This window comes from Lactococcus sp. FSL K6-0773 (genome assembly GCF_038006485.1).
GTDB lineage: Bacteria > Bacillota > Bacilli > Lactobacillales > Streptococcaceae > Lactococcus > Lactococcus lactis.
Window position 1 is genome coordinate 1,894,898 of the sequence record NZ_JBBOVF010000001.1, and the last position, 15,057, is coordinate 1,909,954.

12 protein-coding genes are annotated in these 15,057 nt (G+C 36.3%); 9 read left to right on the forward strand and 3 right to left on the reverse strand.

The window, feature by feature from the left end; genetic code table 11:
- The first annotated feature begins 78 nt into the window (after positions 1-78).
- From MHB61_RS09395 to MHB61_RS09410, 4 genes are all read left to right on the forward strand, one after another.
- Complete coding sequence (locus MHB61_RS09395; RefSeq protein ID WP_137015852.1) at positions 79-1,257, forward strand: tyrosine-type recombinase/integrase; 1,179 nt, start codon at positions 79-81, stop codon at positions 1,255-1,257.
- Positions 1,258-1,304: 47 nt separating this feature from the next.
- Positions 1,305-1,670: an alkylphosphonate utilization protein gene (locus MHB61_RS09400; RefSeq protein WP_170959132.1), complete on the forward strand. Its 366-nt coding sequence runs from the start codon at positions 1,305-1,307 to the stop codon at positions 1,668-1,670.
- 137 nt (positions 1,671-1,807) lie between these two features.
- Positions 1,808-3,808, forward strand: a complete 2,001-nt coding sequence (gene recG / locus MHB61_RS09405; protein ID WP_003131242.1) for an ATP-dependent DNA helicase RecG — start codon at positions 1,808-1,810, stop codon at positions 3,806-3,808.
- The gene (locus MHB61_RS09410; protein WP_003131241.1) at positions 3,808-4,554 is read left to right on the forward strand and encodes a hypothetical protein; all 747 of its coding nucleotides are present in this window, start codon (positions 3,808-3,810) and stop codon (positions 4,552-4,554) included. Before recG ends, MHB61_RS09410 begins: the two co-directional genes overlap by 1 nt.
- Positions 4,555-4,604: 50 nt before the next feature.
- Here MHB61_RS09410 and mnmE read toward each other — a convergent pair whose 3' ends face one another.
- Both mnmE and MHB61_RS09420 read right to left on the reverse strand, forming a co-directional pair.
- Positions 4,605-5,972, reverse strand: a complete 1,368-nt coding sequence (gene mnmE, locus MHB61_RS09415) for a tRNA uridine-5-carboxymethylaminomethyl(34) synthesis GTPase MnmE (protein ID WP_003131240.1) — start codon at positions 5,970-5,972, stop codon at positions 4,605-4,607.
- A gap of 83 nt (positions 5,973-6,055) precedes the next feature.
- Positions 6,056-6,991, reverse strand: coding sequence for an IS30 family transposase (locus MHB61_RS09420; protein WP_262651913.1), 936 nt, complete (start codon positions 6,989-6,991; stop codon positions 6,056-6,058).
- Positions 6,992-7,250: 259 nt separating this feature from the next.
- On the opposite strand from MHB61_RS09420, the gene MHB61_RS09425 reads away from it, so the two are divergent.
- Positions 7,251-7,886, forward strand: a complete 636-nt coding sequence (locus MHB61_RS09425) for a hypothetical protein (RefSeq protein WP_003132036.1) — start codon at positions 7,251-7,253, stop codon at positions 7,884-7,886.
- 95 nt (positions 7,887-7,981) lie between these two features.
- Positions 7,982-8,710: a pseudouridine synthase gene (locus tag MHB61_RS09430; protein ID WP_032398516.1), complete on the forward strand. Its 729-nt coding sequence runs from the start codon at positions 7,982-7,984 to the stop codon at positions 8,708-8,710.
- 78 nt (positions 8,711-8,788) lie between these two features.
- Here the strand turns inward: MHB61_RS09430 and MHB61_RS09435 are convergent, their stop codons facing one another.
- Positions 8,789-9,403 carry a TetR/AcrR family transcriptional regulator gene (locus MHB61_RS09435; protein ID WP_003132032.1) on the reverse strand — a complete coding sequence of 205 codons (615 nt, stop codon included), beginning with the start codon at positions 9,401-9,403 and terminating at the stop codon, positions 8,789-8,791.
- A gap of 417 nt (positions 9,404-9,820) precedes the next feature.
- On the opposite strand from MHB61_RS09435, the gene MHB61_RS09440 reads away from it, so the two are divergent.
- The 3 genes from MHB61_RS09440 (at position 9,821) to MHB61_RS09450 (ending at position 15,029) form a co-directional block, all read left to right on the forward strand.
- A complete protein-coding gene (locus MHB61_RS09440; protein WP_170959127.1) occupies positions 9,821-14,122 on the forward strand; it encodes a 2-hydroxyacyl-CoA dehydratase in 4,302 nt (1,433 codons plus the stop codon).
- A gap of 246 nt (positions 14,123-14,368) precedes the next feature.
- Entirely contained in the window at positions 14,369-14,572 is a 204-nt protein-coding gene (locus MHB61_RS09445) for a hypothetical protein (RefSeq protein WP_003132029.1), read from the forward strand.
- A gap of 19 nt (positions 14,573-14,591) precedes the next feature.
- A complete protein-coding gene (locus tag MHB61_RS09450) occupies positions 14,592-15,029 on the forward strand; it encodes a universal stress protein (protein WP_003132028.1) in 438 nt (145 codons plus the stop codon).
- Positions 15,030-15,057 lie beyond the last annotated feature (28 nt).

Sequence of the window (15,057 nt, forward strand, 5' to 3'; positions counted from 1 at the left end):
ATATCTCTAATAAAAATATTTCTCAATCCTTTTACATTGCCTTGCCTGACATTAGTACAAAAAGGAAAGGAAAAAATTATGAATATTAAAGAATATATAAAAAAAGACGGCACAAAGGTGTACCGCGCGAACGTCTATATAGGTGTAGACGTCCTGACTGGTAAGCAAGTACGAACAAGCGTAACCGCAAAAAGCAAAAAGATGTGTGAAACTAAAGCACATCAAGTTATAAATGATTTTATCAATAACGGTCAAACAATTGCAAGAAAAAAAGTTTCTTTTGATAACTTTGAATCTTTGGCTTTGAGCTGGTTTGAAAGTTATAAGATGACTGTTAAAGCCAACAGCATAAGGATAGCAAACAATAACTTGAAAGTTTATATATTGCCCGAACTTGGCGCGTATAGAGTTGATAGAATTAATCCCGTGTTATTACAAACAATCGTTAATAAATGGGCAAAGAATGCGAACACGGCTAAAATAGTAAACGGAAAGCGCGAACGCGGTAAGTGTAAGGATTATAAAGTTATGCTTAATATCATCAAACGTATTCTTGACTATGGTATACAGTTAGGGGCTATTGAAGAGAATCCAGCTACTAAAGTTTTCCCGCCAAAACTCAAAATTAGAGAAGTTTCAAAAATAAAATACTTTGATAATGAAGAACTTAAACAATTTCTAACATACTTAGACACTTTGGAAACAACGCCAACAAATAAAAGGCGTATAACTTTATACCGCTTTTTGCTTGCTACTGGTTTACGTATCGGGGAGGCTTTGGCGCTGTCATGGTCTGATGTTGATTTTATTGATAAGTCTGTATCTGTGAGCAAAACAATGATACAAGCGCGGGGAGTGCAAAACATGCCTAAAACGAAAGAGAGTAACAGGGTGATCGCTTTGGACAATGACACTATTAAAATGCTGAAAGAGTGGAAGAAGTGCCAAAACAATAATACTGTTAGGCTTATAGATTCGCCAGTATTCTCTTATAATGGGAAGACATACACTTATATAAATGAAGTAACTCAACTAAAAAAACATTTTGCGCGTGCCAACGTTCCTAATATTGGCTTTCACGGTTTCCGTCATACTCATGCCAGCCTTTTAATGAACAACGATGTAAACCCCAAAGAGATACAAAGGCGATTAGGACATGCCGACTATGCTATCACAATGAACACATACAGCCACTTATCCAAAAGTAAAGAAAAAGAGACCGCTGAAAAGTTCGGCGACATCTTAAAAGCATTATAATTTTTGTGTAACGTATTAAAAAGCGTAAAAAAATAGCGTTGTTTTCTGTGGAGTGCTTATATATCAAGGGTCTAAGCTCTTTATATATTCATTGTTCAAGTGAATATACTTATGAATTATCAGATACGAGCTTTGGCTGTTCTGAATGTGGAAATGAATTTACTCTTGAGGAAATTGAGGCAGCTGGAAAATTTATTGTCCTTGATAGTTCAGGAAATGAGTTAGAAACTGGGGATGACCTTGTTATTGTGCAAGATTTGCCAGTTAAGGGAATGCCAAAACCAATTAAGCAGGGAACAAAAGTGAAAAACATTCGCATTAATCCAGAAGGGAAAAATGAACATTTTATTGATTCAAAAATTCCGGGCTTTGGAGCAATTGCTTTGAAGGGTTCAGTTGTTAAGAAAGCATAAAAAATAATCAGAGTAATTTCTGATTATTTTTTTACTGACAGAGCTTTCTGTCAGTAAATTTTGCTGATAAATTCTCTGTCAGCAAATTATATTTGATTTTTGAAGCATTTAACCTTATATATTGGTATAATAAAAGTATGAAATTAACAGATTCAGTGCAATTTTTAAAAGGTGTGGGACCGAAATCTGTGGAAAATTTCCATAAGTTAGGAATTTTCACGGTTCAAGATTTATTGCTTTATTTCCCTTTTCGTTATGAAGATTTCGCAAGTCGTTCGGTTTTTGAACTTGTTGACGGAGAAAAAGCAACAATTATTGGAACGGTAGTGACACCAGCTAATGTCCAGTATTACGGATTTAAACGTAATCGACTTTCATTTAAAATTAAAGAAGGTGAGGCCGTGGTTGCTGTCAGCTTTTTTAATCAACCTTATTTGGCTGACAAAGTGGAAGTTGGTAAGGAAATTGCAGTTTACGGAAAATGGGAGCAGGCAAAGCAACAACTGATGGGGATGAAAGTTGTGGCTCAGGTGGACGATGGCTTAGAACCTGTTTATCATTTGACAGCTGGTATGAAACAAAGTCAATTGGTCAAAGTAATTCATCAGGTTTTTGAATCAGATCTTCTATCAGAATTACCTGAGAACTTACCAGAATTTTTGATTAAAAAATATCGTCTGATGAACCGGCAAGAAGCCGTTTTGGCTATGCATTTTCCTGAAGATATGGAAGCTCATAAGCAGGCTTTACGTCGTGTAAAATTTGAAGAATTATTCATGTTTCAGTTGAAATTACAGGCGTTAAAAAATAAAGAAAAATCGGGCCGAGCAGGATTAGAAGTTGTTTTTGAGCAAGGAGAAATTGATCAGAAGATTTCTGAATTACCTTTTGAACTGACAGGTGCTCAATTAAGCGCTTTGTCAGAGATTCTGACGGATATGAAATCTCCTTATCACATGAATCGACTTTTGCAAGGTGATGTGGGTTCTGGTAAAACAGTTGTTGCTTCCCTTGCCATGTACGCGGCTTGTTTGGCGAATTTTCAAGCAGCAATTATGGTACCAACGGAAATCCTTGCCCGTCAGCATTTTGCAAACTTGAAAGCTCTTTTTCCAGAATTGCAAATTTCACTTTTGGTTTCGGGTTTGAAAGTGGCAGAGCGCCGCGAGATTTTGGCTGATTTAGTTAGTGGTCATACACATATGGTAGTTGGAACTCATGCACTAATTCAAGAAGGGGTAGATTTTTATAATTTGGGTCTTGTGATTACAGATGAACAACACCGTTTCGGAGTTAATCAGCGAAAAATTTTACGAGAAAAAGGGCAAAATCCAGATGTTCTAATGATGACAGCTACACCCATTCCAAGAACGCTTGCGATTACGGCTTTTGGGGATATGGATGTTTCAATTATTGATGAACTACCCAAGGGACGTCAACCCATTACTACAAGGTGGGTCAAACATGAACAATTTTCCGAAGTTTTAAGTTGGATAAAAGCAGAGGTTGCTAAAGATTCACAGGTTTATTTTATTTCACCTTTAATTGAGGAAAGTGAAACGTTGGACCTGAAAAACGCAGAAGCTCTTTTTGCGGAATTAAATGAATACTTTGGATTATTTGCCAAAATTGGTCTTTTACATGGAAAAATGAAAAATGATGAAAAAGACCAAATCATGCAAGAATTTAAGGCTAAAAAATTAGATATTTTGGTTTCAACAACAGTGATTGAAGTGGGAGTTGACGTTCCTAATGCTACCATTATGGTGATTATGGATGCTGACCGCTTTGGACTTTCGCAGCTTCACCAATTGCGTGGTCGTGTTGGTCGGGGAACAAAAAAATCTTATGCCATTTTAGTAGCAAATCCTAAGTCCGATTCAGGAAAACAACGGATGAAAATTATGACAGAAACACAAAATGGTTTTATTTTAGCCGAAGAAGATTTGAAAATGCGTGGTTCTGGAGAGATTTTTGGACTTCGTCAGTCAGGACTTCCAGAATTTATTGCGGCTGATTTAGTCAATGATTATAATATTTTAGAAGTGGCTAGAAAAGAAGCAGTTGAAATTTTTAAAAATGCAGATGAGTTTCCTGATTTGATTGCTCAAGTTAATGTTGACGGGGGCTTTGATTGATGAGTAAAATGGATAATGAAAAATTAGACCACTTGATTTTAGAAACATGGACAGATTTTATTGACTTAAAAAATAAGGCTGAGCTGTCAGAAGTTTTGATTCCAAATAGTATGCCACTTTTGTGGTTTGGTGACTTAGCCAAATATGAAAAATCAGACTTAAAAATACTGACGGTCAGTAAAAATGTTTCTTATGCGGAATTTGGTGAAAATCAACGTTATGAAAAATTACTGACAGAATTTTCGTCAGTAAATTTGGAAACTTACAAGTCAAATCTCAATCGGTATTTTGAATACAATCCTAGTCCTTGGTTCAATCAGTTAGCAAAATTTTTACCTGTTTTTGATTCAGCTTATAAAGAATCTGAAAATCAAATTAATCGAGCCTTACACATTGATTTGTTTACCCCAATTGCGACACATCCAGTTTGGCCAGGTTTAGCTAAGAGCCAACAAGAACAATTCAAGATGAAATTTCCGCAACTTTTGCAACTTTTAGAACCAGATATTTTACTGACAAGTCTGTCAGTAAGTAATTTAAAAATTTTACTTAAAAATGCTGGAACTGAAATCGAAGAAATATTTGATAAAGAAGAAATAGGAAAAGCTGCCAAATACGTTCGAGCTTATCGTGTCGATAAAAAATTAATCGTGATTAACGGTCGAAACTTTCAAGGAACTTATTTCGGTGGAATGACTGACCAGTTTGTTAGAAAATGTCTGACAGAAATTAAAGGGATGATTTGATGATTGACCAATTTCTGTCAGTAAAAAAAAGAGTTCATTTGAACTCTTTTTTATTTTCCCAAACAAAATTGTGAAAAAAGTTGTGTAATCAATTCATCTGGGGCAGCTTCCCCTGTGATTTCTCCAAGTAATTGCCAACAACGTGTGACATCCACTTGAATTAAATCAACAGGTAAGCCCAGAGCAAGCCCAGAGTTTGCTTCTTTAAGAGCCTTCAAAGCCTCTTCAACAATTGAAATGTGGCGGGCATTAGATAATACCGTTGCATCTTTGGCTTCAATTTCACCGGCAAAGAAAATTTGATTGATTTTTTCTTCAACAGCATTTAAGTTTTCATTTTTAAGGGCTGAAATTCGGATAAAATCACCAGAAATTTGAGTGCTATCAATTTTTTCTGGCAGGTCGGTTTTGTTGAGTAGAACAATGCGATTTGAATTTTTAGACAGTTCTAAGAGCTCTAAATCTTTGTCAGTCAATTCATTTGAGGCATCTAAAACGAGTAAAACTAAATCAGCTTCAGCCAAAGCTTTTTTAGAACGTTCAACCCCAATCGCTTCGACTAAATCATCTGTTTCACGAATACCAGCAGTATCCACTAGTTCAAGAGGAACACCGCCAATATTGGCAAATTCAGTAATGACATCGCGCGTTGTTCCAGCAATATCAGTGACAATGGCTTTTTCTTCACGAAGCAATTGATTAAGTAAACTTGATTTTCCAACGTTTGGCCGACCAATAATCGCCGTTTTTAAACCTTCTCTTAAAATTTTTCCGCGTTTAGCTGTTGATAAAAGATTTTCCAAAAGCTGTTCAAAATGAGCCGTTTTTTCAAGGAGCATTTGTGAAGTCATTGTTTCGACATCATCATACTCTGGATAGTCAATATTGACCTCGACTTGTGCCAAACTTTCGAGAATCTCTTGACGAATGTTATTAATCATTTTTGAAAGACTTCCGTCAAGTTGTTTTACGGCAATGTTGGCAGCTTTGTCAGTTTTAGCTCGAATTAAATCCATGACAGATTCAGCCTGAGCCAAGTCAATTCGTCCATTTAAAAAGGCACGTTTGGTAAATTCGCCAGGTTCAGCGAGTCTTGCGCCATTACGTAAAAGTAATTGCAAAATTTCTTGTGTGACTGCAATTCCACCATGCGTATTTATTTCAACAATATCCTCGCGTGTAAATGTTTTAGGCGCACGCATGACTGAAACCATGACTTCGTCAACGAGACGTTTTTCTTCAAAAATATGGCCATAATTAATCGTATGGCTAGCAACTTGAGTTAAATTTTTTCCTTTATAGACAGATTGAGCAATTTTTAGGGCATCTGTCCCTGATAAACGAACAATGGCAATTGCTCCTTCACCAAGCGGTGTCGAAATCGCCGCAATCGTATCAAATTCTTGTGTTAATGTCATAAAGACTATTTTAACGCAAAAAGGCTGAATTTCCTAGCCTATTTAATTTATTTTAAAATAAATCCGCAAATTGCAAGTCCAAGTTAGCCAGCCAAGCTCATCTCATATGAACTCTTATAGTTGAACATTTTTCTTGGATAATGGTTCATCCAATACTCGATAGCGGCGACTTCTTCAGGGGTCGTCTTTGTTGTGCCTTTTGGCAGATGCCTACGAATCATTCGGTTATGGTTTTCATTCGTCCCTCGCTCAAAGCTCGCGTAGGCGTGTGCATAGTAAACTGGACAGCTTACGACCTCAGAGAGCCTTGCAAATTCATGGCCATTGTCAGGGGTAATGGATTTGAAGTCATAACTTTTTTGAAGTTCCACCAGCTCATCATTGACCGCCTGTGCTGTTTTCCCATCAATCAAGCGAATGATCTCCGTGCGGTATTTTCGCTCTGTGAGCGTCAAAAGCACCTTGTTCTTAGCTCTCGTAAGAATGACCGTGTCAATCTCGTAATGCCCCACTTCTAAGCGATTGTTAATGAACTCAGGCCGTTCTTCAATAGACTTGCCAAAAGGATGCTTTGGCGCACGAGGTTTGATTTTCTTTGCCGCCTTATACTGCGGATAGAAAAGATGATGACGCTTGGCTTCTAACCAGCCCCAGTTGACCCAATTGTAGAGGCTGCTCAGAGAAACTCCTTTTAGAGCCTGATGAATGACTTCCAAAGAGTCCTTGTCTTCTTTAAGACGTGTACTCACATAACAATCAATCTCAGTCGTGAGTTTACTCGGACGCCTCAATCCTTCATAATTTTCTTGAGCCTTTTTAGCAGAGTATTTTACCTTCCGCTTGAGCTGGATTTCCCCTCGCTTCATCTCTCTGTCAATCGTCCCATGAGCTTTATTCAATAAGCGCGCAATCTCACGGTTGCTCAGTCCTTCTTTATTGTGCCAACGTTCAATGTTTAAACGGTCTTGATTGGTCAGGTGTTTCCCTTTGCTCTGGCTTGTGATAGAATAGTCTTGCATCTGAATTTCCTTTTTATACTATTTGGTCGAACTTCTAGTATAAGAGATTCAGATGTTTTTTGCTTGACTCAAGGTGGCTAACTTCATTTTACAATTTGCGTTTTTTATAAAAAATAAAAATCTATAATAATTGAGTTTGCACCAATAAAAAGTGATAAAAAAATAAATTTTGATGCTGACTAAAAATAGAAACAAAAAATTTTCTATTTTTTCTTCGCATTTCCCCAATTTATGCTCACATCTTGATATAATAGTAGATATGACCTATCAAGTAAAAATTATCTATCCAAAAGAAGAAGCCGCTGAAAATAACAAACTCACTGAGCGTACATTTAATGAGTTTATTGATGGACTCGAATTAGAAGAAGTCATCACGCAATATGAGCAATTACTGACAAAAGGTTATTCAATCTCAGTCAATTTTGCTCCACCTCAACTTGATGACAAGGGAACTGAGCCAGACCCGTTTATGATTGCGGGTCGCTTAGAGCTTGCTGGGATTCCTTATAAAGCTACTTTGAAATTAAAAGCAAGTGGTGATTATGAATCAATGGTAAAAATTGCTAAAATGATTGAACAGCAAGATTATGATTATGATATCTCAGCTAAATTGCAAATTCGTGAAAATTCATCAGTTGATTTTGAAAAAGAAGGTTCTTGGTTTGATAAAGATTACACCAAATATACGATTTTACCCAAAGCCAGCAGCCAAGATATTGCCGATTTAAAAACACTTTATGACGCACTTGTTGAAGAACATCAAAAAGTGACCATTAATATCAAAGCAAAAGTCAAAAAAGATGATGATGACAGTTTTGCCAATCAATTGGCAGCATATCCACCAGAAACAATGATTATTTTTAAGCTGACAGATGCAGATATTTATGGAGAATAAGAATGAGAAAAATTACTGACAGAAATTCTGTCAGTAACTTTTTTTCCATTATTTTACTGACAGACCTGTCAGCAAAATCTGATATAATAAAAGACATGAGACTAGATAAATTTTTAGCAGAAAGTGGCCTCGGAAGCCGTAGTGAAGTCAAAATTCTATTGAAAAAAGGGCGCGTGACAGTTGCTGGGGAAGTTCAGCGAGACGGCAGGTTTCAAGTAGATAAGAATTCTAGACAAGTCGCCTTTGATGGTGAGATTTTAGATTACCAAGAATATTATTATTACTTATTAAATAAACCGCAAGGTCTTGTTTCTGCAACAAAAGATAATCTTTTTAAGACAGTTGTTCAATTATTATCGGAAAAAGATTTTCGTGAGGATATTTTTCCAGTCGGACGTTTAGATAAAAATACTGAGGGACTTTTAATTTTAACGAATGACGGAGCATTGGGACATGATTTAACTCAACCCAAAAGGCATGTTGAAAAAGAATACTTTGCGCGAATTGATGGAAAAGTTACTGACGAAATTGTCAATAAATTTGCTGAGGGCTTGACTCTAAAAAATGGAGAAAAAGCACGACCAGGAGAATTATTCATTGAAAATATTTACAAAGGGGAGAGTCAATCTGGCTGGATTAGTGAAATTCGTGTGATTATTCATGAAGGAAAATTTCATCAAGTCAAACGGATGTTTGAAGCTGTTGAAATGTACGTTCTCTATCTCAAACGCATTCGGATGGGCAATTTAGCATTGGATTCAGATTTAGCGCTAGGAGCCTATCGTCCTTTAACAACCGAAGAAATAGAAAATTTGAAAAAATAAAAAGTTACTGATGAAAATTCGAAGGTATCCGTAAGTTAAAAAACAACGGCTATCCTAGAAGTTTCATCAGTAACTTTTTTAATTTTCGCGATTAATATTGACCCCAAGGACGGTCAAATGGCCATTAGAAATTAATTTGATAATCAAATGAGCAAAATCTTGAGCAGACATTTGTGTAGAAGTGCTGACCCACCAGTCTAAAGTTCCCACCAAAATCGAGCTGATGTAAGAAATTACAAAATCATTGGGAACCACAACATCTTTTTCTCTAACTTCCAGTTTTTCAAATAACTCGGTATAGCGTTCAGATAAAATCTCCAGAAATCGATTTTTTAATCGTTGATCATGCGCTCTGTCAGTAATCATTTGTGCAATTTCAGGATTATCGCGAACAAATTCATAGAAACGACTCAAGACAGTTTCAATTTCTTTGACATGAACATTGTTACCATCAACCAAATTTTGTTCATCTAAAATGCCAGTGAAGCTAGCTAAAAATTGGTCAATCAAACTATCATATAAATCTTGTTTGTCAGCATAATGAGCATAAAAAGTTGCCCGATTAATCATGGCTGAATCGGCAATTTCTTGAATTGAAATCTTTTCAAATTTTTTCTTGCGTAACAAACCAAAAAAAGCCTGACTAATCAATTTTCTCGTTCGTTTCACACGTAAATCATCTGATTTAACCATAAAAAACCATCTTTCCAGTTTCAAAAAGACCCAGTCCCGATAGACTGCTTTGTCTAATTTTTCACATTGTACTATTTAACTCCATTATAATCAAAAAATAGATTAAAGTCATTAAAGAATTTAGTCAAAACATTTTGTCATTCGATGTCAAAGTCTTTTAACATAATCAACAGCTTGTTTTGAATTGTCGTTTATGTGACAACCACGCCCTTTTTGCTGGTTGCTTTTCTTATGACAAATGATAAAATGAACATATAATAAGATAAGCAACAGACCGTCTAAATTACTTTTTATCAAAATTCTGCCTCCAAAAGATAAGTTAGATTTCAAATTTAACTTGCCGAAAAAAATATTAAGAACTTAGCGGACTTGTTCAAGTGATATTTCTCACATAACTAGGAGACCATCTTGACACAAATTTATAAAACAGGGATTGACGTTGGATCAACCACAGTAAAACTCGTCGTTTTTGACGAAAATTTTAAGCTCATTTTCTCACGCTATGAGCGCCATTTTTCAGATGTGAAAGCAGCAACCATCAAAGTATTCAAAGATTTTATAGAAGAATATGGAGATTTAAATCTAGAACTAGCCATTACCGGCTCAGGAGGAATGGGACTTGCGGAAGTCATTGATGTTCCTTTTGTTCAAGAAGTTATCGCTTCATCAATTACCATTGAAAAATTCATTCCCCAAACAGACGTGATGATTGAGCTTGGTGGTGAAGATGCCAAGATGACATTTTTTGATAACGGAACTCAAGAATTACGTATGAACGGAACATGTGCCGGTGGGACAGGTGCTTTCATTGACCAAATGGCAGCCCTTTTGAAAGTTGATGCCAATGGTGTCAATGAGTTAGCTAAAAACTACGAAAAACTCTATCCGATAGCATCACGCTGTGGCGTTTTTGCCAAGACCGACGTTCAACCGCTGTTAAATGAAGGAGTGCGTCGTGAAGATATTGCTGCTAGTATTTTTCAAGCCGTTGTCAATCAAACCATTGCTGGTTTAGCAAGTGGACGAAAAATCAAAGGAAATGTAGCCTTTCTAGGCGGTCCGCTTTTCTTTATGAGTGAATTACGCAAACGTTTCATCGAAACCTTGGATTTAAAAGAAGAAAATATTATCTTCCCAGAAAATCCACAACTTTTTGTGGCAATGGGAGCTGCGCTCTATGAAGAAACAAGTCAGAAAACAGCAACTGATTTAATTCATAGTTTAGAAAATGATGATTCAGACAGCTTAATTCCACAAGATACAATGGATAAACTTTTTGAAAATCAAGCAGAACTTGATGAATTTCGGACACGTCATGCCAAAGCAACAGCTAACTATAAGAACCTGTCTGAACATCATGGAGCTGCCTTCTTAGGAATTGATGCCGGCTCAACCACAACAAAAGTTGTTCTTATTGATGATGAAGGAAATATTCTTTATGACCATTATGGTTCCAACAATGGAGAACCGCTTGAATCTGTCATTAATATTTTAAAAGATGTCTATGCTAAACTTCCAGCAGACGTCTATATTGCAAAATCAACAGTAACTGGTTATGGAGAACACCTGATTAAGGCAGGACTTCATGCTGATTATGGTGAAGTTGAAACAATGGCTCATTATAAGGCCGCTGATTATTTCAATCCAGGAGTAGATTTCATTCTTGATATTGGTGGACAAGATATGAAAGCTATGCGAATTCGTGATGGTGCTCTATCAAGTATTCAACTTAATGAAGCTTGTTCATCAGGTTGTGGTTCATTCATTGAAACCTTTGCCCATTCACTAAAACATGATGTTCGTGAATTTTCACAAAAAGCACTTTTGGCTGAGCATCCAGTTAACTTGGGTTCTCGTTGTACCGTCTTCATGAACTCAAAAGTAAAACAAGTTCAAAAAGAAGGAGCGACTGTTGGAGATATTTCCGCAGGTCTTTCATACAGTGTCATTAAAAATGCCCTCTATAAAGTTATAAAAGTAAAACGTCCAGAAGAACTTGGTAAGAAAATCGTTGTTCAAGGGGGAACTTTTTACAATGAAGCCGTTCTACGTGCTTTTGAAAAAATTTCTGAGCGCGAAGTGGTTCGTCCAAGTATCGCGGGATTAATGGGAGCTTACGGTTGTGCTTTGATTTCCTTAGATAACCAAGAAGCAAATAAAGAATCAGAAATTCTAAAACTTGATGAATTAGAAAAATTCACAACTCATAAAGAATTTATGGTCTGTGGTCTTTGCGAAAATAACTGTAAAATGACCCTAACGGTATTCAATGATGGGAATAAGTTTGTAACTGGGAACCGTTGCGAACGTGGTGCAGAAAAAGCTACAAAAGTTAAAGTCGCTAAAAAAGATAAAAAAGTTAACTTAGTTGATTACAAGTATAAAAAACTTTTCCGTTACCATAGCTTAAGCAAGAAAAAACAAACCAGAGGAGAAATTGGGATACCACGTGTACTCAATATGTATGAAAACTATCCGCTTTGGCACACGATGCTGACAGACCTTGGATTCCGTGTTGTTTTAAGCCCTCGCTCTGATAAAGAACTCTTTGAAGAGGGAATTGAAACCATTCCTTCAGATACGGTATGCTATCCAGCCAAAATGAGTCATGGACATATTATGGCTTTGATTAAACAAGGCGTTCCAAATATCTTCTATCCATCTGTCCTTTTTGAACAAGAAGAACAAAAAAATGCTCAAAACCATTTCAACTGTCCGATTGTGCAATCTTACCCTGAAGTTCTTAAAAATAATATCGATGAAATTCGTGAAGGGCAAGTTAATTATCTTCATCCTTTCATTAATCTAGCCAATCCGGAAGGAGTAGCTGTTAATGTTCATAAGGCTTTAACCGCCCAAGGGATTTCTGTCAATCTTACGGAAGTACAAGCTGCTGTCCAACATGGCTTTGAAGAAATGGATAAATTTAAAGAAGATTTGCGCCTTAAAGCAGAAGAGCTGCTCATGCAAATCAATTTAAATAATGAAAAAGCCATTGTTCTCGCTGGACGTCCTTATCATTTGGACCCAGAAATCAATCATGGAATTGCTGACATCATCACTCAAGAAGGTTTACACGTTTTGACTGAGGATTCTATTAGTCATTTAGCTGAAGTTTCTGGTCTGCGTGTGGTTAATCAATGGGTTTACCATAGCCGCCTTTATGCAGCTGCAAATGTTGTTTGTAAAAATAAAAATCTAGAACTTGTTCAACTTAATTCCTTTGGTTGTGGTCTTGATGCCGTAACGACAGACCAAGTAGAAGAAATCATGCGTGGACACAATAAGCTTTATACCGTCTTGAAAATTGACGAAGGATCAAACATGGGAGCTGTTCGGATTCGTTTACGTAGTCTGAAAGCAGCAGTTTCAGAGCGCGTGCGTCATAATATTGAAGCAAGCACCGAAGTTCACGAATTAGTACAAGAAACACCAGCTTTCACAAAAGAAATGGCAAAAAAACACACTCTTCTTTTACCAATGTTGTCACCAATTCACCAAGAAGGGCTATTAGATACAGCTTTTACCGCTGCGGGATATAATGTCGTTTCTCTACCAGAAAGCAATACTTCTGTCAATAATGGGTTGAAATTTGTTAATAATGACTCATGTTATCCAGCGATTATTACAATAGGTCAGCTCATTGAAGCTCTCCAGTCAGGAGAGTATGACCTTGATAATACTTCGGTCATGATGACTCAAACAGGTGGGGGATGTCGCGCAACAAACTATATTCCTTTATTGCGTAAAGCTCTAATTGATGCAGGTTTCCCACAAGTACCTGTCGTTTCCCTATCAATGGGGAATCAAGGAACAGAAAAAGGATTTAAATTCACAGTTCCACTTTTAACACGCTTTATGATTGCAGTTCTTTATGGAGATTTATTTGAAAGAGTCGTTTATCGTACTCGACCATATGAAGCCACTGAAGGTTCTGTCAATGAATTACATGCGAAATGGTTAGAAAAAGCTCGGAAAAATGTAGAATCTGGATCAATTTTTGAATTTAATCGTAACATGAAAAAAATTGTTGCCGAATTTGACCAAATTGAACTTTTGGATATTCAAAAACCACGAGTGGGTATTGTCGGTGAAATTTTGGTTAAATATAGTAAAACAGCAAATGATGATATTGTGTCAATAATTGAAGAAGAGGGCGGCGAAGCAGTTGTTCTTGATTTAATTGGATTCATGAACTATAGCTTGTACAATCAAATCTGGAAAGCAGATGAGATTGGCTTTAGTAAGAAAAATAAACTCATGGCTAAAACTTTCATTGGTATTATTAATATGTTAGAAAAGCCAATGAATAAAGCCTTGAAAGCCTCAAAACGCTTTGATTCTATTGAATCAATTTATGATATTGCAGCATCAACTGAAGAAGTGATTTCAATTGGGAATCATACTGGTGAGGGTTGGTTCCTCACTGGCGAAATGATTGAACTCTTGCAAAAAGGGGTGAACAATATCATTTGTCTTCAACCATTTGGTTGTCTTCCTAACCATATCGTTGGTAAAGGAATGATGAAAGAACTTCGTCGTCAGTACCCAGGAGCCAATCTCGCTCCCATTGATTATGACCCAGGAGTTTCTGCGGTCTATCAATTGAATCGGATCCGCTTAATGATGACCACGGCTAAAAAGAGAATGAACACTACTTCCAATTCAGTCGAAGAATCAGAAAGAGAGTCAGAAATGGAAACTGCTCAAGCTTATTAAAAAATAAAGATTAAATACTGACAAATCTGTCAGTATTTTTTTATATAAAGAGTAACAAATGTTATCAATGATGGGTATCAATGCTTAATATCAATACTGGATGTCAATGCTTGGTATCAAAAATTGTGGTCGCGCTTCGTATCGCTTTTGTTTAAAATAATTGAGTAACTTAAAAACATTTGAGAACAACAAGATTCCCGTTTCTCAAAAATAGAAATTATTGTTATTTAAGAAAGGAATTTCGAAATGAAATTTGAATTTAAAGGACTTTCTTCATATGAAGAAAATTCAACACCAAACTATGTAGGCGATACTAAAGTACGTAGTGTCATTCAAGACTTCGTTAACATGGATGAAGCAATTGAATTTGTTTCAAATCACCACGGTTTTATAAAAACTGAAGATGGAAAATTTGCTTTTGAAGTAAGAAATATCTCAGCTATCGGTTAATTAGATAAGGACAGTTAGCATGGAACAAAAATATTCAAGAATTTTAGTTGGTATGGATGGTTCAGCAGAATCACTTAAAGCATTTGATGAAGCAGTCAGAGTTGCTAAACGCAATGACGCTGAGCTCATCTTAGCCAACGTTATTGAAAAACGTTCATTTCTTGCCGTGAATACTTACGACACAATTGCCGAAGAACAGCATGAAAATGGAACAAAACTTTTATTGCAACAATTTGCTAAGGAAGCATTGGATGAAGGACTAACAAATGTTAGAACACTTTTGGAATATGGTTCACCTAAAGTAGCAATGGCAACAAAAATTCCTAAGCAAGAAAATGTTGATTTGATTGTAATTGGCGCCACAGGGATTAGTTATATAGAGCGTGTAGTTGTTGGTTCAGTTGCATCTTATATTGTTAATCATGCCACTTGCAATACACTCATCGTTAGAAAATAATAGTCTTACTTAGTCACTCATAAAAAGA